This is a genomic window from Stenotrophomonas thermophila, from assembly GCF_001499715.1.
Taxonomy (GTDB): domain Bacteria; phylum Pseudomonadota; class Gammaproteobacteria; order Xanthomonadales; family Xanthomonadaceae; genus Stenotrophomonas; species Stenotrophomonas hibiscicola.
In genome coordinates this window covers 112,572-136,523 of sequence record NZ_CVIW01000012.1, presented here as the reverse complement: position 1 = coordinate 136,523, position 23,952 = coordinate 112,572, and the positions used below count along the sequence as shown (strand labels likewise).

16 protein-coding genes and 5 tRNA genes are annotated in these 23,952 nt (G+C 64.2%); 20 read left to right on the top strand and 1 reads right to left on the bottom strand.

The genetic code is table 11. The features are described 5' to 3' along the window. Positions 1–4: 4 nt before the first annotated feature. The 5 genes from BN1263_RS07360 to ychF all read left to right on the top strand — a co-directional run bounded on the left by BN1263_RS07360 (position 5) and on the right by ychF (position 3,769). Positions 5–81: transfer RNA gene (locus BN1263_RS07360), tRNA-Gln, on the top strand. Between the two features lie 140 nt (positions 82–221). Continuing rightward, a complete protein-coding gene (locus BN1263_RS07355; protein ID WP_005415400.1) occupies positions 222–1,181 on the top strand; it encodes a ribose-phosphate diphosphokinase in 960 nt (319 codons plus the stop codon). A gap of 110 nt (positions 1,182–1,291) precedes the next feature. Beyond that, on the top strand, positions 1,292–1,909 hold the full coding sequence (locus BN1263_RS07350; RefSeq protein WP_005415401.1) for a 50S ribosomal protein L25/general stress protein Ctc: 618 nt from the start codon (positions 1,292–1,294) through the stop codon (positions 1,907–1,909). A gap of 48 nt (positions 1,910–1,957) precedes the next feature. Continuing rightward, positions 1,958–2,536 carry an aminoacyl-tRNA hydrolase gene (pth, locus tag BN1263_RS07345; RefSeq protein ID WP_058980351.1) on the top strand — a complete coding sequence of 193 codons (579 nt, stop codon included), beginning with the start codon at positions 1,958–1,960 and terminating at the stop codon, positions 2,534–2,536. Positions 2,537–2,677: 141 nt separating this feature from the next. After that, entirely contained in the window at positions 2,678–3,769 is a 1,092-nt protein-coding gene (gene ychF / locus BN1263_RS07340; protein WP_057502606.1) for a redox-regulated ATPase YchF, read from the top strand. A gap of 614 nt (positions 3,770–4,383) precedes the next feature. Here the strand turns inward: ychF and BN1263_RS07335 are convergent. After that, positions 4,384–7,134, bottom strand: a complete 2,751-nt coding sequence (locus BN1263_RS07335) for a TonB-dependent receptor plug domain-containing protein (protein WP_058980350.1) — start codon at positions 7,132–7,134, stop codon at positions 4,384–4,386. Positions 7,135–7,304: 170 nt separating this feature from the next. Here BN1263_RS07335 and BN1263_RS07330 point away from each other — a divergent pair, with 170 nt between their 5' ends. The 15 genes from BN1263_RS07330 (at position 7,305) to rpoC (ending at position 23,913) form a co-directional block, all read left to right on the top strand. Further along, complete coding sequence (locus BN1263_RS07330; protein ID WP_058980478.1) at positions 7,305–8,324, top strand: cyanophycinase; 1,020 nt, start codon at positions 7,305–7,307, stop codon at positions 8,322–8,324. A gap of 104 nt (positions 8,325–8,428) precedes the next feature. Beyond that, positions 8,429–9,445 carry an isoaspartyl peptidase/L-asparaginase family protein gene (locus BN1263_RS07325; RefSeq protein WP_058980349.1) on the top strand — a complete coding sequence of 339 codons (1,017 nt, stop codon included), beginning with the start codon at positions 8,429–8,431 and terminating at the stop codon, positions 9,443–9,445. A gap of 137 nt (positions 9,446–9,582) precedes the next feature. Beyond that, positions 9,583–9,668: transfer RNA gene (locus BN1263_RS07320), tRNA-Tyr, on the top strand. Positions 9,669–9,692: 24 nt separating this feature from the next. Then, a tRNA-Gly gene (locus tag BN1263_RS07315) sits at positions 9,693–9,766 on the top strand. Positions 9,767–9,815: 49 nt separating this feature from the next. Beyond that, positions 9,816–9,891: transfer RNA gene (locus BN1263_RS07310), tRNA-Thr, on the top strand. Between the two features lie 41 nt (positions 9,892–9,932). Further along, positions 9,933–11,123, top strand: a complete 1,191-nt coding sequence (gene tuf, locus BN1263_RS07305; protein ID WP_033835886.1) for an elongation factor Tu — start codon at positions 9,933–9,935, stop codon at positions 11,121–11,123. Positions 11,124–11,226: 103 nt separating this feature from the next. After that, positions 11,227–11,302: transfer RNA gene (locus tag BN1263_RS07300), tRNA-Trp, on the top strand. A 49-nt stretch (positions 11,303–11,351) separates the two neighbouring features. Next, positions 11,352–11,765 (top strand): preprotein translocase subunit SecE, encoded by a 414-nt coding sequence (gene secE / locus BN1263_RS07295; protein ID WP_005408202.1) that lies wholly within the window; start codon positions 11,352–11,354, stop codon positions 11,763–11,765. Between the two features lie 10 nt (positions 11,766–11,775). Then, on the top strand, positions 11,776–12,336 hold the full coding sequence (gene nusG, locus BN1263_RS07290) for a transcription termination/antitermination protein NusG (protein WP_004154362.1): 561 nt from the start codon (positions 11,776–11,778) through the stop codon (positions 12,334–12,336). A gap of 257 nt (positions 12,337–12,593) precedes the next feature. After that, positions 12,594–13,022: a 50S ribosomal protein L11 gene (rplK, locus tag BN1263_RS07285; protein WP_004145248.1), complete on the top strand. Its 429-nt coding sequence runs from the start codon at positions 12,594–12,596 to the stop codon at positions 13,020–13,022. 4 nt (positions 13,023–13,026) lie between these two features. After that, a complete protein-coding gene (gene rplA, locus BN1263_RS07280) occupies positions 13,027–13,725 on the top strand; it encodes a 50S ribosomal protein L1 (RefSeq protein ID WP_014646045.1) in 699 nt (232 codons plus the stop codon). 387 nt (positions 13,726–14,112) lie between these two features. After that, on the top strand, positions 14,113–14,649 hold the full coding sequence (rplJ, locus tag BN1263_RS07275) for a 50S ribosomal protein L10 (RefSeq protein ID WP_010480377.1): 537 nt from the start codon (positions 14,113–14,115) through the stop codon (positions 14,647–14,649). A 63-nt stretch (positions 14,650–14,712) separates the two neighbouring features. Then, the gene (gene rplL, locus BN1263_RS07270; protein WP_005408204.1) at positions 14,713–15,081 is read left to right on the top strand and encodes a 50S ribosomal protein L7/L12; all 369 of its coding nucleotides are present in this window, start codon (positions 14,713–14,715) and stop codon (positions 15,079–15,081) included. 364 nt (positions 15,082–15,445) lie between these two features. Next, positions 15,446–19,600, top strand: a complete 4,155-nt coding sequence (gene rpoB, locus BN1263_RS07265) for a DNA-directed RNA polymerase subunit beta (RefSeq protein WP_019662235.1) — start codon at positions 15,446–15,448, stop codon at positions 19,598–19,600. Positions 19,601–19,689: 89 nt separating this feature from the next. Further along, positions 19,690–23,913 (top strand): DNA-directed RNA polymerase subunit beta', encoded by a 4,224-nt coding sequence (gene rpoC, locus BN1263_RS07260; RefSeq protein ID WP_019662236.1) that lies wholly within the window; start codon positions 19,690–19,692, stop codon positions 23,911–23,913. The last annotated feature ends 39 nt before the right edge of the window (positions 23,914–23,952 follow it).

The following is a 23,952-nucleotide window of genomic DNA, read 5'->3' as shown; positions in this document are numbered from 1 at the left end:
CTGCAGGGGCGTCGCCAAGAGGCCCAAGGCACCAGGTTTTGATCCTGGCATTCGTAGGTTCGAATCCTACCGCCCCTGCCAATAGCGGCTGTGTCCGCGCCTTCCAGCGCATCGCCCGCGCGGGACGTGGAAACAACCGCGGTGTTGTCAGCAGCAAGGGTCCATCGGGGTCCTTGCCGACTCCGGATCCCCGCCACTCGTCCCCGCCCGAGACAATCATGATGCAAGAGTCCCCGAACCTGCTGGTCTTTTCCGGCAACGCCAACAAACGTCTGGCGCAGAACATCTGCAAGGAACTGGGGGTTCGCCCGGGCAAGGCGCTGGTCTCGCACTTCTCCGATGGTGAAGTGCAGGTGGAGATCGAAGAGAACGTCCGCAAGCAGGACGTGTTCGTGATCCAGCCGACCTGTGCGCCGAGCGCGGAAAACCTGATGGAACTGCTGGTGCTGATCGACGCGCTCAAGCGCGCATCGGTGGCCAGCGTGACCGCCGTGGTGCCGTACTTCGGCTACTCGCGCCAGGATCGCCGCATGCGTTCCTCGCGCGTGCCGATCACCGCCAAGCTGGCGGCGAAGATGTTCAGCACCGCTGGCGCTGATCGCGTGCTGACCGTCGACCTGCACGCCGACCAGATCCAGGGTTTCTTCGATATTCCGGTGGACAACGTGTATGCGTCCCCGCTGCTGCTGGCCGACATCTGGCGCGCCTACGGCACCGAGAACCTGATCGTTGTGTCGCCGGACGTGGGCGGCGTGGTCCGCGCCCGTGCGGTGGCCAAGCGCCTGGATGACGCCGACCTGGCGATCATCGACAAGCGCCGCCCGCGTGCCAACGTCTCCACCGTGATGAACATCATCGGTGACGTCGAAGGCAAGACCTGCGTGATGGTCGATGACATCGTCGATACCGCCGGCACCCTGTGCGCCGCTGCCGCTGCCCTGAAGGCGCGCGGTGCGCTCAAGGTCGCCGCCTACTGCACCCACGCGGTGCTGTCGGGCCCGGCGGTGGACAACATCACCAATTCCCAGCTCGACGAGCTGGTGGTGACCGACACCATCCCGCTGAAGGACGCCGCGCGGGTGTGCAGCAAGATCCGCCAGCTGAGCGTGGCGGAAATGCTGGCCGAAACGATGCGCCGCATCGCCTTCGGCGAGTCGGTCAGCTCGCTGTACGTCGACTGAGTTTTTCGTCCCTGCCGGCGACGGCGGGGGCATACCCCGGGTGCTTCTGGTCGCGGAAGCATCTTCAACCGCCACGCCGCAGGGCGCGGCAACAACCTGAGTAGTCGAAAATGTCGAAGACCCATGAAATCAAGGTCACCAAGCGTGAACTGCAGCGTAAGGGTGCGAGCCGCCGCCTGCGTCACGCCGGTGTGATCCCGGCCATCGTGTACGGCGGCAACGCCGAGCCGGTCGCCATCAGCCTGGACCACAACGAAATCTGGCTGGCCCAGCAGAACGAGTGGTTCTATGCCTCGATCCTGGACCTGAACCTGGATGGCCAGGTGCAGAAGGTCCTGCTGCGTGACATGCAGCGCCACCCGTACAAGCAGCTGATCATGCACCTGGACTTCCAGCGCGTGAACGAGAACGAAGCCCTGACCGCTTCGGTCCCGCTGCACTTCGTCAACGAAGACACCTCGCCGGCCGGCAAGGCTGCCGACGTCGTGGTCACCCACGAACTGAAGGAAGTGACCATCACCTGCCTGCCGAAGGACCTGCCGGAGTCGATCGAAGTCGACCTGGGCGAGCTGAAGGCCGGTGACGTGGTGTACCTGTCCGACATCAAGCTGCCGAAGGGCGTGGAAATCCCGGCCCTGGCGCTGGGCAAGGACCACGACGACGCCATCGTCACCGCCAAGGCCGGCAAGGCCGACGCGGCCGACGAAGAAGCGGCCGCCGCCGAGTAATACCGCTACGGTGCCTGCCTGCGGGCAGGCACCGTACTGGAAGGAACCATGGCAGGACTGCGACTGATCGTCGGTCTGGGCAACCCCGGATCGGAACACGCCCGGACCCGGCACAATGCCGGGTTTCATTTCGTTGAGGCCCTGGCGGAGAAAGCCGGTGCGCGATGGAATGTTGACAGCAAGCTGTTCGGTGAGACCGCCAAGGTCGAGATCGCCGGGCAGACGGTGTGGCTCCTCAAGCCCGCCACCTTCATGAACCTCAGCGGCAAGTCGGTCACCGCCGCGCAGCGGTTCTGGAAGATCGAGCCGGAGGAAACCCTGCTGGCCCATGACGAACTGGACCTGCCGCCCGGCGCGGCACGGCTGAAGTTCGACGGTGGCCACGGCGGTCAGAACGGCCTGCGCGACACCATCCGCCTGCTCGGCCATGGCAGGTTCCATCGCCTGCGCGTGGGCATTGGCCACCCCGGCCACAAGGACCGCGTGGTGGGTTGGGTGCTCGGCCGCCCGTCGAAGGACGATGACGTGCTGATCGCGCGCGCCATCGACGATGCGATCGACGTGCTGCCGCTGGCGGTGCAGGGCGATTTCAACGAAGCGATGAAGCGCCTGCACACCCCGAAATAACCGGTAGGCACCGACCGTTGGTCGGTACGGAGTCAACCAGGCCGGTAGGTACCGACCGTTGGTCGGTACGGAGAATGATTGGAAAAGCAGCGCCCACGTCGCTGTTTCCCCAATCACTTTCACCCCAGAGAGCTGTCACCCATGGGTATCAAATGCGGCATCGTCGGCCTGCCCAACGTCGGCAAGTCGACCCTGTTCAATGCGCTGACCAAGGCGGGCATCGCCGCGGCGAACTTCCCGTTCTGCACCATCGAGCCGAACGTCGGCATCGTGCCGGTGCCGGACCCGCGCCTGAACGAGCTGGCGGGCATCATCAACCCGCAGAAGGTCATCCCGACCGCAGTCGAGTTCGTCGACATCGCCGGCCTGGTCGCCGGTGCCGCCAGCGGTGAAGGCCTGGGCAACAAGTTCCTGGCGCACATCCGCGAAGTCGATGCCATCACCCACGTGGTGCGCTGCTTCGAGCACGGTGACATCGTGCACGTCGCCGGCAAGGTCGACCCGATCTCGGACATCGAAACCATCGATACCGAGCTGGCGCTGGCCGACCTGGACAGCGTCGAGAAGGCGCTGAACCGTGCCGAGCGTGCAGCCAAGGGCGGCGACAAGGACGCAGCGGCGCGCAAGCCGGTGCTGGCCAAGCTGCAGGCGGCACTGTCCGACGGCAAGGCCGGTCGTTCGGTCGGCCTGGATGATGAAGAAAAGGCGCTGGTACGCGACCTGTTCCTGCTGACCCTGAAGCCGGTGATGTACATCGCCAACGTGCTGGAAGACGGTTTCGAGAACAACCCGCACCTGGAAGCTGTGCGCGCGCATGCCGCCGCAGAAGGCGCGCAGGTGGTGCCGGTGTCGGCCGCGATCGAGGAAGAGCTGTCCCAGCTCGACGACGAAGACCGCGATACCTTCCTGGCCGACCTGGGCCTGAGCGAGCCGGGCCTGAACCGCGTGATCAACGCGGCCTACAGCCTGCTGGGCCTGCAGACCTACTTCACCGCAGGCGTGAAGGAAGTCCGCGCGTGGACGGTGCGCAAGGGCGCTACCGCTCCGCAGGCCGCCGCCGTCATCCACACCGACTTCGAGAAGGGCTTCATCCGCGCCGAAACCATCGCGTATGACGACTTCATCAAGTACAAGGGCGAAGCCGGCGCCAAGGAAGCCGGTCGCCTGCGCCTGGAAGGCAAGGAATACCGCGTGCAGGAAGGCGACATCCTGCACTTCCGCTTCAACGTCTGATCCAGCGGCATCGGATCGGCCCCGGACGCCCCGCCTCGTGCGGGGCGTTCGCGTTTCTGAATATGGATAAAAAATCACCACGCTGCGAATCGCTTGCGGCGTGATGTTCGCCGGCACTTGTCCACAGCAAACTCCCATCGCTTTCCACGCCAGGTGTGGAAAACCGACGAATCTGATGTAGAGCCGAGCCCATGCTCGGCTGATGCCAGCCGGAGCCGAGCGTGGGCTCGGCTCTACAAGGGGCTCGCCCGCGCGACCTGGATAAATTTTCACCACGCTTCGAAACGCCTGCGCTGCAATGCTCGCACCCACTTGTCCACACCAAGTTCCCATCGCTTTCCACGCGTGGTGTGGAAAACAACGGGAGGCGTGGATAAAAAATAACCACGCCCGGAAATGCCTGCATCGCAACGCTCGAACCCACTTGTCCACATCAAGTTCCCATCACGCTCCACGCATTGTGTGGAAAACCCCGGTGGCCCACTCTGATAGCCGCCCACCTTGGTGGGTGCGCGGCGAGACAGTGCCCACCAAGGTGGGCATCTACCAGAGCGCAAATGGCAAGGCCCGCCAATGGCGGGCCTTGTCGTCCACGCTCTGCAGTGCGGCGTGCCTTACAACGCGCTGCCACCAAACTTGTGGGTGTACTGCAGGTTGATGGTGCGGCCGACGCTGTCGAACCAGGACACGTCGTAGTACGGATACGCGGTGTAGGTGGCATCCTTCGGCGGCATCTTGTTGAACACGTTGACCACCGACAGCGACAGGCGCGAATGGTCGTCGAAGCGATACTGCACCGAGGCGTTGTAGCGGTAGGTCGCCTTCACGTAGGGGCTGTCACCGCTTTCCCAGTCGAACGACTGGTCGTAGTTGTCCGAGGTCGGCAGCTTGCCCAGGCGCGAACCGTAGATCGTGGCCGACCACGCGTCCTTCTCCCAGGTCACGCTCAGGCTGGTCTTGGTGCGCGGGATGTCGAATCCGCTGTTGACCGCGAACTGGTCCAGGGTCGGATCGCCGGGGTAGCGCTGGAAATCGTGCTTCTTCACCCAGGTGTGGGTGCCATTGAGGATGAAGTCGCCGATACCGGTCTGCAGGCGGTAGCGCAGGCCGACGTCGATGCCGGAGGTCGACTCGCGGGCGACGTTGATCGGCGCCACGCGCACGCCGTACAGGCGGCCGTCGCTGGTACGGGTGATGCGGTCGAGCGCGTCCACGCAGGTCGGCGAATTGATGTCGGCAGTACCCCGGCGGCAGTTCGCCTCGTTGGCCAGGAGGGTGCGCACATCCATGTCCTGCACCTGCTTGCGCATGTCGATGTCGAACCAGTCCACCGACAGGTCTAGGCCGATCGCCGGCGACCAGACCAAGCCTGCACTCCACGAGGTGCTGGTTTCCGGGTCGAGCTGGCGGTTGCCGGTGCGGCTGCGGATCAGGTTGCGCTCGTAGTCGGAACAGTCGCTAGCGCCATCGGCGCGGCAGCTGTACAGGTCTTCGGCGGTGGTCTCGTCGTTGCCCGGTCCGGCGAACACGTAGTGCAGGTCCGGCGCGCGGAACGCGGTGCCATACGAACCGCGTACCAGCAGCGTGTCGATCGGGCGCCATTCCAGACCGCCGCTCCAGGTCGCCTTGCCGATGGTGTGGCCGGAATAGCGGTACTGGTCGTAGCGGCCGGCCACGCTCAGGTTGACCGTCTCGTGCAGCGGCATGCGCAGCTCGGCGGCGGTCGCCCAGCGGTTGCGCGAGCCCTGGCCGTCCGAATCCTTCCAGCTGTAGTAGTAGTACTGGGTGGCCAGCGGATCGGGATTCAGCGCATAGGCCTGCTGGCCCACTTCCACGGTCGCGGCGAACCCGGCATCACCGCCCGGCAGGCCGAACAGTGCGGAATTGGTCAGCGTGAATGCAGCCGTCTCGGTGCGCGACTTGGGCGAATAGGTAGTGCGTGCGGCAATCGAATCGTACTCGGCGCGGGTCAGCGGCCGGTACAGCCGCGACGGGTCCGCGTTGTAGATCGGGTAACCGTCGTCGTCCACGCCCTGCTGCGGGCCCAGGAACAGGTCATTGGCCTTGGCGGCGATGATCTGCGCCCAGCTGATCCGCGACTGGTACTGCGAATGGCTCAGCGCCGCTTCGTAGTCCCAGTTGCCGGCCAGATTGCCCTTGAAGCCGGTGGTCACGCTGGAGGTCTTCTGCGTGCTGCGTACCATGCCGTTGCGCAGGCCGCCCATCTCCTCGGGCGAAAACTGGCGGCTCCAGGATTCGATCTGTTGATCGGGGTCTCCGATGGCCATGTTCCTGAAGTAGCCCGCCTCATTGCCGTCGGCGCCCATGTGGCCCCAGTTGGTGACGTCGCGCATCAGCGACATCGTGTGATAGCCCAGCTGCACATCGGCAAACCACTGCTGGCCGTTGTCGAAGTCGTAGCTGAGCGAAGCGTACCCGTTGGCGCCACGGCGCTTGCTGAGGATGGTGCCGTAGCCGATCGACGTGTCACTGCCGCAGTACCAGCCTGAGCGTGGACGGTAGGCGTGATAGGTGCTGCCCTGGTTCTGCCCGGCCAGCGCTTCACAGGTGGTCGTTCCCGGATCCAGGTAGGCGTCGTCACCGTCCGTACGCAGATAGGCGCGACGAGCGGCACGCGCACGCTCAGTCGGCGCATCCTGGGTCGAATCCTGGATGTCGCGCTCATAGGCCCACAGCGGAGTCTGCGACTGCAGCTCGACGCTGTACACGGCGTTGAAGTTGCCGCGGCTGAAGCCGCTGGCCAGGCTCATGTCGAACGACTCGCCACCGCCTTCGCTGGTGGTGCCCATGCGCATGTCGATCGTGGTGCCGTCGGCCTTCTTCTTCAGGATGAAGTTGACCACGCCGGCGATCGCGTCCGAGCCGTAGATGGCCGAGGCGCTGCCGGTCAGCACTTCGATGCGCTCGATCATCCCCAGCGGGATGTTGGAGACATCGGTGAAGTTGCTGCGGCCCTTGAACGGCATCGGGAAGTCGGCGATGCGGCGGCCATTGACCAGCACCAGCGTGTGGTTCGGGCCCAGGCCGCGCAGGTCCACCTGCTGGGCGCCCGGCGAGAAGTCGGCGCCGCTGGAAGACTGCTGGCTCTGCGTCTCACCGCCGTTCTGGGTCATTGCACGCAGCACGTCCGGCACGCTGGTGAAGCCGCTGGAGCGGATCTGTTCGGCGTTGATCACCGTGATCGGGGCGGGGCCTTCCACCTGGGCGCGCGGAATGCGCGAACCGGTGACCTGCACCGCATCCAGTTGTTGAACCGAGGAGGAAGCCGGTGCCTGGGCCGCCGCGGAAGCAGCCACGCCCATCAACGCCAGCTGGATCGACCACGCCATCGCCTTTCTACGCATGAGGAATTCTCGGAAATGAAGCCGGCCCGCAGAGGAGGGGCCCTGTCCCCCATTCAGATTTCCGGAACGGGCGCGCGCATTTAACGCCTTTTTCATGTCCTTGACTACTGGGTCCCTATCTGGCAAAGAGTGGAAACGCTTGCAAGTCGATTTTGTTCAGGGAGATCAAGATGCGACGCCTCCATCGGACCCTGCCTGCCCCCTTCGCCTGGCTGGCGCTGCTGGTCTTGGCCGTGCCGTTGGTCGCCCTTGCGCAGGACCTGCAGGGCCCGGGCTTTGCCTACTACGAAGCCGGCGATCTCGACGCGCCCCGGCCCGGTCCGCGCGCACCGGCCATGATGCTGATGGGCGGTGGCGAATGGGTGCCGGAGGCCTTCCACTGGTGGCTGAAGCAGGCTGGCAATGGCCGCGTGCTGATCCTGCGCGCTTCTGGCAGTGATGAGCTGCAGGACCGCCTGTACCGCGAGATCGGCGGTACCACCGCAGTGCAGACGCTGGTCTTCGACAGCCGCCGCGGCGCCGACGATCCGGCCGTGCTGCGCGTGGTTGCCGCAGCTGATGCCATCTTCATTGCCGGTGGTGACCAGTCGCGCTACATCCGCTTCTGGAAGGGCACTGCGCTCAACCGCGCGCTGAACGCCCATGTGCGCGCTGGCAAGCCGATTGCCGGTACCAGTGCGGGGCTCGCCATCCTCGGTGGCTATGCCTACGGCGCGATGGACGGCGGCAGCATCACCTCTGCCGGCGCCCTGGCGGACCCGATGGGCAGCGCGGTGACCATGGACAGCGGCTTCCTGCAGATGCCCTACCTGCAGCGCGTGGTCACCGACACCCACTTCGACAAGCGCGACCGGCTCGGTCGCCTGATCGTGTTCGTGGCGCGCGCTGCCCAGGACAGTGGCGACCCCGACATCGTCGGCATCGGCGTCGACGAGGACACCGCCCTGTGCGTGGAGCCCGATGGCCAGGCACAGGTCTACAGTGCTGACGGCGAGGGCAAGGTCTGGGTGGTCAGCCCCGGTCGCGATGCCGACCGCCTTGTGGAGGGTGAGCCGTTGCGCTTCCAAGCCGTCCCGGTGGCCGTGATCGCCAGCGGCAGCCGCATGCGCCTGGATGACATCCAGGCCGAGGCCGACTATCAGGCCGTGGCCGACGTCAGCGATGGCGAGCTTGAGTTCACGCTTCGGTAGTGCCGGCCGCTCGCCGGCAACCCACCTTCCCTGATACGCCCCCCGCCGGCGAGAGGCCGGCACCACCCTGCAATCCAACCCCGTTACTGCTGGAGACGTACCCGATGAAACTGCGCCTGGCGCTGTCTATGCTGCTGTCCCTGCCCATGCTTGCCCAGGCCGCGCCGGCAGCCTCGCCGCTGCTGGTCATCCACGGCGGTGCCGGCGTCGAGCGCAAGGACCTGTCGCCGGCCGAGGAAAAGGCCGCACGTGACGCGCTGCGGGCAGCGCTGCTGAAGGGTCATGCGGAACTGGCGGCGGGGCGCCCCGCGCTGGCCGCAGTCACCGCCGCGATCACCGTGCTGGAGGACGATCCCACCTTCAACGCCGGCAAGGGCGCAGTGTTCACCCACGACGGCCGCAACGAGCTGGATGCGGCGGTCATGGATGGCGCGAACCAGGCGGCGGGCGCAGTGGCGGGCGTGCAGCGGGTGCGCAACCCGATCCTGCTGGCGCAGACCGTGATGCAGAAGTCCCGCCACGTGATGATGGTCGGGCAGGGCGCCGAAGCCTTCGCGGCCGAGCAGGGCATTCCTCTGGTCGATCCCTCCTACTTCCGTACAGAGAAGCGTTGGCAACAGCTGCAGCGCGCCCTCAAGGAAGAGGCCAGTGGTCAGGCACATGCCGACCTGGAGACTGCAAAGCACTTCGGTACCGTTGGTGCGGTCGCATTGGACGCGCAGGGGCATCTGGCCGCCGGCACCTCCACCGGGGGCATGACCAACAAGCGCTACGGCCGGGTCGGTGACTCGCCGATCATCGGTGCCGGCACCTGGGCCGACGCACGCTGCGCGGTGTCCGGCACCGGGTGGGGCGAGTACTACATCCGCACTGCGGCCGCGCACGAGATCTGTGCGCGCATGCACTACCAGGGGCAGAGCCCGGAGCAGGCCGGCAAGGGCGTGATCAACGAGACGATTCCGCAGATGGGCGGCGACGGCGGTGCGATCGTGCTCGGCGCAGACGGAAAAATGGCCACGCCGTTCAACACCCAGGGCATGTATCGGGGCTGGATCGGCGGCGACGGCGTCCCTCATGTCGCAATTTTCGCCAACGAGACCCTGCCGGTTCCCGGGCAATAACCTTGCGTATCAATGGGTTTGCGACAGCGTGTGAAAAAAATGGAAAAAAGCGTTGACAGCCCCCCGTCCCATCAGCAGAATAAGCGGCTCACCACCACACACCGCAACGCTTCGGCGGCAACGGGTTGGGGTGGTAAGGAGGGATACCCAAGCGGCCAACGGGGGCAGACTGTAAATCTGCTGGCTTACGCCTTCGGTGGTTCGAATCCACCTCCCTCCACCAGTTTCACGTTGTGACATTCCCGGCGCGGGAGTAGTTCAATGGTAGAACCTCAGCCTTCCAAGCTGATGGTGCGGGTTCGATTCCCGTCTCCCGCTCCATTGAATGAACTTTGAATATTATCGAGTTCATGTCATAATGCAAAACTCGGCTCACGTAGCTCAGTCGGTAGAGCACTTCCTTGGTAAGGAAGAGGTCGAAGGTTCGATTCCTTTCGTGAGCACCATCTCAAGCATCACCTCTCAGACGAATTCGAGATAAGCAGCCATGGCCAAGGGTAAGTTCGAGCGCACCAAGCCGCACGTCAATGTCGGCACCATCGGTCACGTCGACCACGGCAAGACCACGCTGACCGCCGCACTGACCAAGATCGGTGCCGAGCGCTTCGGTGGCGAGTTCAAGGACTACTCCTCGATCGACGCCGCTCCGGAAGAAAAGGCACGTGGCATCACGATCTCGACCGCGCACGTCGAATACGAATCCCCGATCCGTCACTACGCCCACGTTGACTGCCCGGGCCACGCTGACTACGTCAAGAACATGATCACCGGTGCCGCCCAGATGGACGGCGCGATCCTGGTGTGCTCGGCCGCTGACGGCCCGATGCCGCAGACCCGTGAGCACATCCTGCTGTCGCGTCAGGTCGGCGTGCCGTACATCGTCGTGTTCTTGAACAAGGCCGACATGGTGGACGACGCCGAGCTGCTCGAGCTGGTCGAGATGGAAGTGCGTGAGCTGCTGAGCAAGTACGACTTCCCGGGCGACGACACCCCGATCATCGCCGGTTCGGCCCGCCTGGCGCTGGAAGGCGACCAGAGCGACATCGGCGTGCCGGCCATCCTGAAGCTGGTCGATGCCCTGGACAGCTGGATTCCGGAGCCGGAGCGTGCGATCGACAAGCCGTTCCTGATGCCGGTGGAAGACGTGTTCTCGATCTCGGGCCGCGGCACCGTGGTGACCGGCCGTATCGAGCGCGGCGTGATCAAGGTCGGCGACGAAATCGAAATCGTCGGCATCCGTCCGGTGCAGAAGACCACCGTGACCGGCGTTGAAATGTTCCGCAAGCTGCTGGACCAGGGTCAGGCAGGCGACAATGCTGGCCTGCTGCTGCGCGGCACCAAGCGTGACGACGTCGAGCGTGGCCAGGTGCTGGCCAAGCCGGGCACCATCAAGCCGCACACCAAGTTCGAGGGTGAAGTCTACGTCCTGTCGAAGGACGAAGGCGGCCGTCACACCCCGTTCTTCAACGGCTACCGTCCGCAGTTCTACTTCCGCACCACCGACATCACCGGCGCAGCTGCACTGCCGGAAGGCGTCGAAATGGTGATGCCGGGTGACAACGTCAAGATGGTCGTCACCCTGATCAACCCGGTGGCGATGGACGAAGGCCTGCGCTTCGCCATCCGCGAAGGCGGCCGCACCGTCGGCGCCGGCGTGGTCTCGAAGATCATCGAGTAAGCCTGCAGTACCGGTGGTTGCATAGCGCCGCCGGTTACGCGAATGGCGGGCCGGGAACCTCGGTCCGCCTTCGCCGTCTAAGGGAAGGCAAGTTTCAAGACGTACGCCAGTAGCTCAATTGGCAGAGCAGCGGTCTCCAAAACCGCAGGTTGGGGGTTCGAGTCCCTCCTGGCGTGCCATCTGCCCACCTTATCCAGCGGCCTGGGCCGCTAAAGCAGACACAGCCGGATGAATAGCAAGATCGAACACTCCAAGGACAACTCCGCCAATGGCGGGGATATCGTCAAGTACGTCGCCGCATCGCTGCTGGTGCTGGCCGGTCTGTTCGTCTGGTTCTGGTTCTCCGCCGATTCCGGTCGCGCCACCCAGCTGGGTGCGTGGGCGGGTCAGCTGCGTGCGTTGGCGGTTGTGGTCGGTCTGGTTGGCGGTATCGGCGTGTTCATGCTGACCGGCAAGGGGCGCGACACCCGCGAATTCCTCTCCGAGTCGCGCTTCGAACTGCGCAAGGTGGTCTGGCCGACGCGCCAGGAAGCCATCCGCATGACCTGGGTCGTGATGGTGGTGGTAACCATTCTCAGTCTGTTGCTGGGTGGGTTCGATTACGTCATTCAGTGGCTGGTTCAGTTGTTCCTGAGCCGCTAAGGAGAATTGCATGAAGCGTTGGTACGTCGTTCACGCCTATTCGGGCTTCGAGAAGTCGGTGGCGCAGGCCCTGCGCGATCGCATCGTCCGTGATGGCATGGAAGAGCGCTTCGGCGATGTCCTGGTCCCGACCGAAGAAGTGGTCGAGATGCGCGCTGGCCAGAAGCGCCGCTCCGAGCGCAAGTTCTTCCCGGGTTATGTGCTGGTCCAGATCGAGACCCACGAAGAAGCCGGTATTCCGCGCATCGACAACGAAAGCTGGCATCTGGTCAAGGAAACCCCGCGCGTCATGGGCTTCATCGGCGGCACCGCCGACCGTCCGCTGCCGATCGCCGATTCCGAGGCCGAGGCCATCCTGAACCGCGTTCAGGAAGGTGTCGAGAAGCCGCGTCCGAAGGTGCTGTTCGAGCCGGGCCAGATGGTCCGCGTCACCGATGGCCCGTTCAACGATTTCAATGGCGTCGTCGAAGAAGTCAACTACGAGAAGAGCCGTCTGCGCGTTTCCGTGCTGATCTTCGGTCGCGCTACTCCGGTCGAACTCGAGTTCGGCCAGGTCGAAAAAGCGGTCTGATCCAGCTGCAGAGTCGAGCCATGCTCGGCTCGTGAACAGAAACCGGGCCTGGCCCGGTTTCTCTCGTTTATGTGCCACTTCAGGCATGTGAAGAAAAAACCTGATATAGTGCGCGGCTCCCCGCTGGGAAGCCAGCAGGATGAGGCCGCCGCAAGGCGGCCTTCAGCATGATTTCAAAACGCGATGCCGGGACGCGTGATTCCCGGTCCGATGGGGAGCCTGTTGTCGAAAGGCGCTAGCACCCGGAGAGTACTCACATGGCAAAGAAAGTTGTCGGTTACATCAAGCTGCAGGTGAAGGCCGGTCAGGCCAACCCCTCGCCGCCGGTCGGCCCTGCGCTGGGTCAGCGCGGTCTGAACATCATGGAATTCTGCAAGGCGTTCAACGCTGCCACGCAGAAGCTCGAGCCGGGCCTGCCGGTTCCGGTGATCATCACGGCCTACTCGGACCGTACGTTCACCTTCATCACCAAGAGCACCCCGGCCACCACCCTGCTGAAGAAGGCTGCTGGCATCTCGTCGGGCTCCAAGCGCCCGAACACCGAGAAGGTCGGCAAGGTCACCCGTAAGCAGCTGGAAGAGATCGCCAAGGCGAAGGAACCGGATCTGACTGCCGCCGATCTGGACGCCGCCGTGCGTACCATCGCTGGCTCTGCCCGTTCCATGGGCCTCGTGGTGGAGGGTTAATAAGATGGCACAGACCAAGCGTGAGAAGGCCATCAAGGCCGCCGTCGTCCCGGGCAAGGCATACGCCTTCGAGGACGCGATCAACATCCTGAAGACCGCCACCAAGGCCAAGTTCGTCGAGTCGATCGACGTCGCTGTGCGCCTGGGCGTCGATGCGAAGAAGTCCGACCAGCAGGTCCGTGGCTCCACCGTGCTGCCGGCCGGTACCGGCAAGTCGGTCCGCGTCGCCGTGTTCGCTCCGGCCGGTGCCAAGGCTGACGAAGCCCTGGCCGCTGGCGCCGAAGCCGTCGGCATGGATGATCTGGCCGAGAAGATGCAGGCCGGCGATCTGAACTACGACGTCGTCATCGCGACCCCGGACGCCATGCGCGTCGTCGGCAAGCTGGGCACGGTGCTGGGCCCGCGTGGCCTGATGCCGAACCCGAAGGTCGGCACCGTTTCCCCGAACCCGGGTGAAGCCGTGAAGAACGCCAAGTCGGGCCAGGTCCGTTACCGTACCGACAAGGCCGGCATCATCCACTGCACCATCGGCAAGGCCGACTTCGCCGAAGACGCGCTGAAGTCGAACCTGACCGCGCTGCTGCTGGACCTGATCAAGGCCAAGCCGGCCACCTCCAAGGGCACCTACCTGCAGAAGGTTTCGGTCAGCTCGACGATGGGCCCGGGCGTCACCGTCGACCAGTCGTCGCTGACCCTGAAGTAATTGTTTCAAGCGGTCACGGTACCTTCGGTGCCGTGACCGTGACATTTGAAGGCATCGCTGGCAGTGCATCGCCCGCGGTAGCCGTCAAAGACCGCAGGCGCGGTCGTGGCAATACCGGCGACGGGCACGGAAGCTCGACCTGGCAAGGAGTCGCCGCCGGAGCAGTCATGAACGCTTAATCGATTCCCCGGAATCACCCTGCGTAGATGGTGCCCTTCTGGAGTTTTTCTGGTTCACGCACGTCTGGGTTTCCCCAGGTTGGCCCACTCCAGGTCTAGAACGGCCCACCCCCGGAACATCATCCCGATGTTCCCGGCGTCCAGGACGGATGCCGCACAGGACCGCACACGGCAGGAGCCGTAAGCGGAGTTCAATAGGAGGAGTGCAATGGCTCTCAATCTGTCCCAGAAGCAAGAAGTAGTCGCCGAGCTGGCAGACGTCGCCGCCAAGGCCCACTCCTTGATCGCAGCCGAATACGCTGGCACCACGGTCGCCCAGATGACCGCGATGCGCAAGCAGGCTCGTGAAACCGGTGTTTTCTTGAAGGTTGTCAAGAACACCCTGGCTTCGCGCGCCGTTGAAGGCACCGAGTTCGCAGTCGCCCAGGACCAGATGGTTGGTCCGCTGCTGTACGCGTTCTCGCTCGAGGAGCCCGGCGCTGCCGGTCGCCTGATCAAGGAAGCCGCCAAGGGCAACGACAAGCTGAAGGCTAAGGTCGTCGCCATCGGTGGCGAAGTGTTCCCGGCAAGCCACGTCGAAGTGCTGGCCTCGCTGCCGACCCGCGACCAGGCCCTGGCCATGCTGGCCCGCGTCCTGACCGAGCCGGTCACGATGTTTGCCCGCGCCATCAAGGCCGTTGGCGAGAAGCAGGGTGGTGGCGACGTCGCTGCCGACGCTGCCGAGCCGGCCGCCGAGACCGCCTGAGTTTCGACTTATCGTGGTTCCTGACGGAACCTCAACCCAGAAAATCATCCAAAGGTATTAATCATGTCCCTTACCAACGAACAGATCGTCGACGCCATCGCCGAGAAGTCCCTGATGGAAGTGATGGAGCTGGTCAAGGCCATCGAAGAGAAGTTCGGCGTCTCCGCCGCTGCTCCGGTTGCCGTGGCTGCCGCCGCTGGCCCGGCCGCTGCTGTTGAAGAGCAGACCGAGTTCACCGTCACCCTGAAGTCGGCCGGCGACAAGAAGGTCGAAGTCATCAAGGCCGTCCGCGCCATCACCGGCCTGGGCCTGAAGGAAGCGAAGGACCTGGCCGAAGCCGGTGGCGTCCTGAAGGAAGGCGCTTCGAAGGAAGACGCCGAGAAGATGAAGAAGGACCTGGAAGCTGCTGGCGCGACTGTCGAAGTCAAGTAAGCAGTTACCTTGCATCGTCATCGATTCGCGGCGATGCAGCCAAGGCTGGGGGCGTAAGCCCCCGGCCTTTGGTCGTTGTTGCGGTGGTGTAGAGTCGACTGTTAGTCGACTGCTGTGAAGGAAGTCGACTGACAGTCGACTCTACCTTTTCAAATGCAGGAAAAAAGCCCAACACGGGCTGCAGTCAAACCCCGGCAGGCCGGCGCATGGCGCGGCAGCGGGGGAGTGGAAGCAGACGAGTTGGCAGTTGGAAGTAGCGGGAGAAGGCGTGCTGGTGCCGGCAATACCAGCGACTTCCAACTGACAATTTCAAGTTCCCTTCGGATCGTGGGCGCACGATCCGCACAACAAGGTGGAAGACCTCATGACGTCCTATTCGTTCACCGAAAAAAAGCGTATCCGCAAGGATTTCGGCAAGCAGCGCTCGATTCTCGAAGTGCCGTTCCTGCTCGCCATCCAGGTGGATTCCTATCGTGAATTCCTGCAGGAGAACGTCGATCCGGCCAAGCGCACGGACCACGGCCTGCATGCTGCGCTGAAGTCGGTCTTCCCGATCGCCAGCTACAGCGGCAACGCTGCCCTGGAATACGTCGGCTACAAGCTGGGCGAACCGGTCTTCGACGAGCGTGAGTGCCGCCAGCGTGGCATGAGCTACGGCGCCCCGCTGCGCGTGACCGTGCGCCTGGTGATCTACGACCGTGAGTCGTCGACCAAGGCCATCAAGTATGTGAAGGAGCAGGAGGTCTATCTGGGCGAAATCCCGCTGATGACCGAGAACGGCACCTTCATCGTCAACGGTACCGAGCGCGTCATCGTCTCGCAGCTGCACCGCTCGCCGGGCGTGTTCTTCGACCACGACCGCGGCAAGACCCACAGCTCGGGCAAGCTGCTGTACAGCGCCCGCATCATTCCTTACCGCGGTTCCTGGCTGGACTTCGAGTTCGACCCGAAGGATGCGCTGTTCACCCGTATCGACCGCCGCCGCAAGCTGCCGGTGTCGATCCTGCTGCGCGCGCTTGGTTACAGCAACGAAGAGATGCTGGCCGAGTTCTTCGAGATCAACACCTTCCACATCAACCCGGATGAAGGCGTCCAGCTGGAGCTGGTGCCCGAGCGCCTGCGTGGCGAAACCCTGGGCTTCGACCTCGCCGACGGCGACAAGGTCATCGTGGAAGCCGGCAAGCGCATCACCGCGCGCCACATCAAGCAGCTGGAAGCCTCGGGCATCGCCGCCCTGGCCGTGCCGGACGACTACATCGTCGGCCGCATCCTGTCGCACGACGTGGTCGATGCCTCGACCGGCGAACTGCTGGCCCAGGCCAACGACGAGATCACCGACGAACAGCTGCAGGCCTTCCGCAAGGCCGGCGTGGACGCGGTCGGCACCCTGTGGGTGAACGACCTGGATCGCGGTCCGTACCTGTCCAACACCCTGCGCATCGACCCGACCAAGACCCAGCTGGAAGCGCTGGTCGAGATCTACCGCATGATGCGTCCGGGCGAGCCGCCGACCAAGGATGCCGCGCAGAACCTGTTCCACAACCTGTTCTTCACCTTCGAGCGCTATGACCTGTCCGCGGTCGGCCGCATGAAGTTCAACCGTCGCGTGGGCCGCAAGGAAACCACCGGCGAAGCCGTGCTGTACGACAGCAAGTACTTCGGTGAGCGCAACGACGAAGAGTCCAAGCGCCTGGTCGCCGCCCACGGCGACAGCTCCGACATCCTCGACGTGATCAAGGTCCTTACCGAGATCCGCAACGGTCGCGGCGTGGTCGACGACATCGATCACCTGGGCAACCGTCGCGTGCGTTCGGTCGGTGAAATGGCCGAGAACGTGTTCCGCGTGGGCCTGGTCCGCGTCGAGCGCGCGGTCAAGGAGCGCCTGTCGATGGCCGAGTCGGAAGGCCTGACCCCTCAGGAGCTGATCAACGCCAAGCCGGTCGCCGCTGCCATCAAGGAGTTCTTCGGCTCCTCGCAGCTGTCGCAGTTCATGGACCAGAACAACCCGCTGTCGGAAGTGACGCACAAGCGTCGCGTGTCGGCCCTGGGCCCGGGCGGCCTGACCCGCGAGCGCGCCGGCTTCGAAGTGCGCGACGTGCACCCGACCCATTACGGCCGCGTCTGCACCATCGAAACCCCGGAAGGCCCGAACATTGGCCTGATCAACTCGCTGGCCGTGTACGCCCGCACCAACCAGTACGGTTTCCTCGAGACCCCGTACCGAAAGGTCGTGGACGGCAAGGTCTATGACGAAGTCGAGTTCCTGTCGGCGATCGAAGAAAACGAGTACGTCATTGCGCAGGCCAACGCGCTGACCGACGCCAAGGGCACCCTGACCGAGCAGTTCGTGCCGTGCCGCTTCCAGGGCGAATCGCTGCTGAAGCCGCCGGCGGAAGTGCACTTCATGGACGTCTCGCCGATGCAGACCGTGTCGATCGCGGCCGCGCTGGTTCCGTTCCTGGAGCACGATGACGCCAACCGCGCACTGATGGGCGCCAACATGCAGCGTCAGGCCGTGCCGACCCTGCGTGCGCAGAAGCCGCTGGTGGGTACCGGCATCGAGCGCGCCGTGGCGCGTGACTCCGGCGTGACCGTGAACGCCCGCCGTGGTGGCGAGATCGTGCAGATCGACGCAGCCCGCATCGTGGTCAAGGTCAACGAGGAAGAGATCGTTGGCGCCACCGACGCGGGCGTGGACATCTACAACCTGGTCAAGTACACCCGTTCGAACCAGAACACCTGCATCAACCAGCGTCCGCTGGTCCAGGTGGGTGACGTCATCGCCCGCGGTGACGTGCTGGCCGACGGTCCGTCCACCGACATCGGCGAACTGGCCCTGGGCCAGAACATGCTGATCGCGTTCATGCCGTGGAACGGCTACAACTTCGAAGACTCCATCCTGCTCTCCGAGCGCGTGGTGGAAGAAGATCGTTACACCACGATCCACATCGAAGAGCTGACCTGCGTCGCGCGTGACACCAAGCTGGGGCCGGAGGAAATCTCCGCGGACATCCCGAACGTCTCCGAGCAGGCGCTGAACCGCCTGGACGAGAGCGGCGTGGTGTACATCGGTGCGGAAGTCCGTGCCGGCGACATCCTGGTCGGCAAGGTCACCCCGAAGGGCGAAAGCCAGCTGACTCCGGAAGAGAAGCTGCTGCGCGCGATCTTCGGCGAGAAGGCTTCGGACGTGAAGGACAGCTCGCTGCGCGTTCCGCCGGGCATGGACGGCACCGTCATCGACGTGCAGGTCTTCACCCGCGACGGCATTGAGAAGGACAAGCGCGCCCGCCAGATCGAAGAGTCTGAAATCAAGCGCGTCAAGAAGGACTTCGACGACCAGTTCCGCATCCTGGAGGCCGCCATCTACATGCGTCTGCGTTCGCAGATCGTGGGCAAGGTGGTCAACGGTGGCGCTGGCCTGAAGAAGGGTGATGTGATCACCGACGCGTTCCTGGATGGCCTGAAGAAGGCTGACTGGTTCGCCCTGCGCATGAAGGACGAAGACGCTTCGGAAGCCATCGAGCGCGCACAGAAGCAGATCCAGGCGCACGAGAAGGAATTCGAGCGTCGCTTCGCCGACAAGCGCGGCAAGATCACCGCCGGTGACGACCTCGCCCCGGGCGTGCTGAAGATGGTCAAGGTGTTCCTGGCCGTGAAGCGCCGCATCCAGCCGGGCGACAAGATGGCCGGCCGCCACGGCAACAAGGGTGTGGTCTCCAACGTGGTGCCGGTCGAGGACATGCCGTACATGGCCTCGGGCGAAACCGTGGATATCGTGCTGAACCCGCTGGGCGTGCCGTCGCGCATGAACATCGGCCAGATCCTGGAAGTGCACCTGGGCTGGGCCGCCAAGGGCCTGGGTCGCAAGATCCAGGCGATGCTGGAAGCCCAGGCGGCGGTGGCCGACCTGCGCAAGTTCCTGGACGACATCTACAACCACGACGATACCAACGTGGCCAACCGTGTCGACCTGTCGCAGTTCAGCGACGAGGAACTGCTGCGCCTGGCCCGCAACCTGACCGACGGCGTGCCGATGGCCACTCCGGTGTTCGACGGCGCCACCGAAGCGGAAATCAAGCGCATGCTGGAACTGGCCGATCTGCCGAGCAGTGGCCAGACCCAGCTGTACGACGGCCGCACCGGTGAAGCATTCGATCGCCACACCACGGTTGGCTACATGCACTACCTGAAGCTGAACCACCTGGTCGACGACAAGATGCACGCCCGTTCGACCGGCCCGTACTCGCTCGTCACCCAGCAGCCGCTGGGCGGCAAGGCGCAGTTCGGCGGCCAGCGCTTCGGTGAAATGGAAGTCTGGGCGCTGGAAGCCTACGGCGCGGCCTACACCCTGCAGGAAATGCTGACGGTGAAGTCCGACGACGTGCAGGGCCGCAACCAGATGTACAAGAACATCGTCGACGGTGAGCACGAGATGGTCGCGGGCATGCCGGAATCCTTCAACGTGCTCGTGAAGGAAATCCGCTCGCTGGCCATCAACATGGAACTGGAAGACAACTGATCCATGCCGGCGCGGCGGCCTCCACCGCCGCGCCGCTGGCAGTGAACTGAAAGCCCATCGACACAGCATTCCTCCTTCTGGAGAACACCATGAAAGACCTGCTCAACCTCTTCAACCAGCAGCGCCAGACGCTGGACTTCGACGCGATCAAGATCGCGCTGGCCTCGCCGGACCTGATCCGTTCGTGGTCCTTCGGCGAAGTGAAGAAGCCGGAAACTATCAACTACCGCACCTTCAAGCCGGAACGCGACGGCCTGTTCTGCGCCGCCATCTTCGGACCGGTGAAGGACTACGAGTGCCTGTGCGGCAAGTACAAGCGCATGAAGCACCGCGGCGTGGTCTGCGAAAAGTGCGGCACCGAAGTGACCCTGGCCAAGGTGCGCCGCGAGCGCATGGGCCATATCGACCTGGCGTCGCCGGTCGCCCACATCTGGTTCCTCAAGTCGCTGCCGTCGCGCATCGGCCTGATGCTGGACATGACCCTGCGCGACATCGAGCGCGTGCTGTACTTCGAAGCCTACGTGGTGACCGAGCCGGGCCTGACCGCCCTGGAACGCCGCCAGCTGCTGACCGAAGAACAGTACCTGCAGGCCCGCCAGGAGCACGGTGACGACTTCGACGCCGCCATGGGCGCCGAGGCCGTGTACGAACTGCTGCGCACGATCGACCTGCAGTCGGAAATGACCCGCCTGCGCGAGGAAATCGCCGCTACCGGTTCGGAAACCAAGCTCAAGCGCCTCACCAAGCGCATCAAGCTGATCGAAGCCTTCCTGGAATCGGGCAACCGTCCGGAATGGATGGTCATGACCGTGCTGCCGGTGTTGCCGCCGGACCTGCGTCCGCTGGTCCCGCTGGATGGCGGCCGCTTCGCGACCTCCGACCTGAACGACCTGTACCGCCGCGTCATCAACCGCAACAACCGCCTGCGCCGCCTGCTCGAACTGAGCGCGCCCGACATCATCGTGCGCAATGAAAAGCGCATGCTGCAGGAGTCGGTCGATGCGCTGCTGGACAACGGCCGTCGTGGCCGTGCCATCACCGGCACCAACAAGCGCCCGCTGAAGTCGCTGGCCGACATGATCAAGGGCAAGCAGGGGCGCTTCCGCCAGAACCTGCTCGGCAAGCGCGTCGACTACTCGGGCCGTTCGGTCATCGTGGTCGGCCCGTACCTGCGCCTGCACCAGTGCGGCCTGCCGAAGAAGATGGCGCTCGAGCTGTTCAAGCCGTTCGTCTTCGCCAAGCTGCAGCGTCGTGGCCTGGCCACCACCATCAAGGCCGCCAAGAAGCTGGTCGAGCGCGAAGAAGCCGAAGTCTGGGACATCCTGGAAGAGGTCATCCGCGAGCATCCGGTGATGCTGAACCGTGCGCCGACCCTGCACCGTCTGGGTATCCAGGCGTTCGAGCCGGTGCTGATCGAAGGCAAGGCCATCCAGCTGCACCCGCTGGTCTGCACCGCGTTCAACGCCGACTTCGACGGTGACCAGATGGCCGTCCACGTGCCGCTCTCGCTGGAAGCCCAGCTGGAAGCGCGTGCGCTGATGATGTCGACCAACAACATCCTGTCGCCGGCCAACGGCGAGCCGATCATCGTGCCGTCGCAGGACGTCGTGCTGGGTCTGTACTACATGACCCGCTCGCTGGAGAACAAGAAGGGCGAGGGCATGGCCTTCGCCAACATCGCCGAAGTCAAGCGCGCCTACGACAACCGCGTGGTGGAACTGCACGCCAAGGTCAAGGTCCGCATCACCGAGGTGGTGACCGACGAAGATGGCAACAAGCAGAACAAGACCTCGATCGTGGACACCACGATCGGTCGCGCCCTGCTGGCTGAAATCCTGCCGGAAGGCCTGCCGTTCGCGCTGGCCAATGTCGAACTGACCAAGAAGAACATCAGCCGCCTGATCAACTCCAGCTACCGCCAGCTGGGCCTGAAGGACACGGTCGTGTTTGCTGACAAGCTGATGTACACCGGCTTCGCCTACGCGACCCGTGCCGGCGTCTCGATCGGCATCGACGACATGCTGATCCCGGACGAGAAGAAGGGCATCCTCACCGAGGCCGAAGCCGAAGTGCTGGAAATCCAGGAGCAGTACCAGTCGGGCCTGGTCACCGCCGGCGAGCGCTACAACAAGGTGGTCGACATCTGGTCGCGCACCAACGAGCGCATCGCCAAGGCGATGATGGACACCATCGGTACCGAGAAGGTGGTCAATGCCAAGGGTGAGACCATCGACCAGAAGTCGATGAACTCGCTGTACATCATGGCCGACTCCGGTGCGCGTGGTTCGCAGGCGCAGATCCGTCAGCTGGCCGGCATGCGCGGCCTGATGGCCCGCCCGGACGGCTCGATCATCGAGACGCCCATCAAGGCGAACTTCCGCGAAGGCCTGAACGTGCAGGAGTACTTCAACTCCACCCACGGTGCCCGTAAGGGTCTGGCCGATACCGCGCTGAAGACCGCGAACTCGGGTTACCTGACCCGTCGTCTGGTCGACGTCGCGCAGGACGTGGTGATCACCGAGGTGGATTGCGGTACCACCGAAGGCCTGATCATGACCCCGATCGTGGAAGGCGGCGACGTGGTCGAGCCGCTGAAGGACCGCGTGCTGGGTCGCGTGGTGGCCGAGGACGTGTTCCTGCCGGGCAACGATGAAGATCCGATCGTCACCCGCAACACCCTGCTGGACGAAGCCTGGGTGGCCAAGCTGGAAGATGCCGGCGTGCAGACCATCAAGGTCCGCTCGACCATCTCCTGCGAATCGGCCTTCGGTGTCTGCTCGCGCTGCTACGGCCGCGATCTGGCCCGCGGCCACCTGGTCAACATCGGTGAAGCGGTCGGCGTCATCGCCGCCCAGTCCATCGGTGAGCCGGGTACCCAGCTGACCATGCGTACGTTCCACATCGGTGGTGCGGCGTCGCGAGCTGCTGCGGTCGACAACATCACCGTCAAGACCACCGGCTCGGTCAAGTTCAGCAACCTCAAGTCGGTCGAGCACGCCAACGGCTCGCTGGTGGCGGTGTCGCGCTCGGGCGAAATCTCGGTGCTCGATGCCCACGGTCGTGAGCGTGAGCGTTACAAGCTGCCGTACGGTGCGACCATCACGTCCAAGGACGGTGATGCGATCAAGGCTGGCCAGACCGTGGCCAACTGGGATCCGCATAACCACCCGATCGTGTCGGAAGTGGCCGGCTTCATCCGCTTCATCGACTTCGTCGACGGCATCACCGTCATCGAGAAGACCGACGAGCTGACCGGCCTTGCCTCGCGCGAAATCACCGATCCGAAGCGTCGTGGTACCCAGGCCAAGGACCTGCGCCCGATCGTGCGCATCGTCGACGCCAAGGGCAATGACCTGTCGATCCCGGGCACCGACCTGCCGGCGCAGTACCTGCTGCCGCCGCGCTCGATCGTCAACCTGCAGGACGGCGCTGCCGTCGGCGTGGGTGACGTGGTCGCCAAGATTCCGCAGGAAGCGTCGAAGACCCGCGACATCACCGGTGGTCTGCCGCGCGTGGCCGATCTGTTCGAAGCCCGCAAGCCGAAGGATCCGGCGGTGCTGGCCGAGCGTTCGGGCATCATCAGCTTCGGCAAGGACACCAAGGGCAAGCAGCGCCTGATCATCAAGGACACCGATGGTTCGGAGCACGAAGAGCTGATCCCGAAGTACCGCCAGGTCATCGTGTTCGAAGGCGAGCATGTCACCAAGGGTGAAACCATCGTGGACGGCGAGCCGAGCCCGCAGGACATCCTGCGCCTGCTGGGTGTTGAACCGCTGGCTGCCTACCTGGTGAAGGAAATCCAGGACGTGTATCGCCTGCAGGGCGTGAAGATCAACGACAAGCACATCGAGGTGATCACCCGCCAGATGCTGCGCAAGGTCGAGATCACCGACCAGGGCAGCAGCAAGTTCCTGAACGGCGAACAGGTGGAGCGCCAGCGCGTTATCGAGGAGAATGCGCGCCTCGCGGCCCGCAACGAGCTGCCGGCTCGTTTCGATCCGGTGCTGCTGGGTATCACCAAGGCCTCGCTGGCGACCGAATCGTTCATCTCGGCCGCGTCGTTCCAGGAAACCACCCGTGTGTTGACCGAAGCGGCCGTCCGCGGCACCTCGGACAACCTGCGCGGCCTGAAGGAAAACGTCATCGTGGGTCGCCTGATTCCGGCCGGTACTGGCCTGGCGTACCACAGCAACCGCCGCCGCGGCGCCTCCGGCCTTACCGAGTCGGAAATGCAGACCCTGGCCGGCACTCCGGCTGCGGTCGAGGCTGCGGTGGTTGAAGCCGAAGCTGAACAGGCCTCGGGCGAAGAATGATGCATCCGGTCCGGCCGCAAGGCCGGACCACCCGGGCTA

Excerpts from the sequence above, each read along its gene's own strand:
- rpoB (WP_019662235.1), top strand. The coding sequence starts at position 15,446 with ATGACGTCCTATTCGTTCACCGAAAAAAAGCGTATCCGCAAGGATTTC.
- pth (WP_058980351.1), top strand. The coding sequence starts at position 1,958 with ATGGCAGGACTGCGACTGATCGTCGGTCTGGGCAACCCCGGATCGGAA.
- BN1263_RS07355 (WP_005415400.1), top strand. The coding sequence starts at position 222 with ATGCAAGAGTCCCCGAACCTGCTGGTCTTTTCCGGCAACGCCAACAAA.
- BN1263_RS07350 (WP_005415401.1), top strand. The coding sequence starts at position 1,292 with ATGTCGAAGACCCATGAAATCAAGGTCACCAAGCGTGAACTGCAGCGT.
- BN1263_RS07325 (WP_058980349.1), top strand. The coding sequence starts at position 8,429 with ATGAAACTGCGCCTGGCGCTGTCTATGCTGCTGTCCCTGCCCATGCTT.
- tuf (WP_033835886.1), top strand. The coding sequence starts at position 9,933 with ATGGCCAAGGGTAAGTTCGAGCGCACCAAGCCGCACGTCAATGTCGGC.
- secE (WP_005408202.1), top strand. The coding sequence starts at position 11,352 with ATGAATAGCAAGATCGAACACTCCAAGGACAACTCCGCCAATGGCGGG.
- rplK (WP_004145248.1), top strand. The coding sequence starts at position 12,594 with ATGGCAAAGAAAGTTGTCGGTTACATCAAGCTGCAGGTGAAGGCCGGT.
- BN1263_RS07335 (WP_058980350.1), bottom strand. The coding sequence starts at position 7,134 with ATGCGTAGAAAGGCGATGGCGTGGTCGATCCAGCTGGCGTTGATGGGC.
- rplL (WP_005408204.1), top strand. The coding sequence starts at position 14,713 with ATGTCCCTTACCAACGAACAGATCGTCGACGCCATCGCCGAGAAGTCC.
- rpoC (WP_019662236.1), top strand. The coding sequence starts at position 19,690 with ATGAAAGACCTGCTCAACCTCTTCAACCAGCAGCGCCAGACGCTGGAC.
- rplA (WP_014646045.1), top strand. The coding sequence starts at position 13,027 with ATGGCACAGACCAAGCGTGAGAAGGCCATCAAGGCCGCCGTCGTCCCG.
- rplJ (WP_010480377.1), top strand. The coding sequence starts at position 14,113 with ATGGCTCTCAATCTGTCCCAGAAGCAAGAAGTAGTCGCCGAGCTGGCA.
- ychF (WP_057502606.1), top strand. The coding sequence starts at position 2,678 with ATGGGTATCAAATGCGGCATCGTCGGCCTGCCCAACGTCGGCAAGTCG.
- nusG (WP_004154362.1), top strand. The coding sequence starts at position 11,776 with ATGAAGCGTTGGTACGTCGTTCACGCCTATTCGGGCTTCGAGAAGTCG.
- BN1263_RS07330 (WP_058980478.1), top strand. The coding sequence starts at position 7,305 with ATGCGACGCCTCCATCGGACCCTGCCTGCCCCCTTCGCCTGGCTGGCG.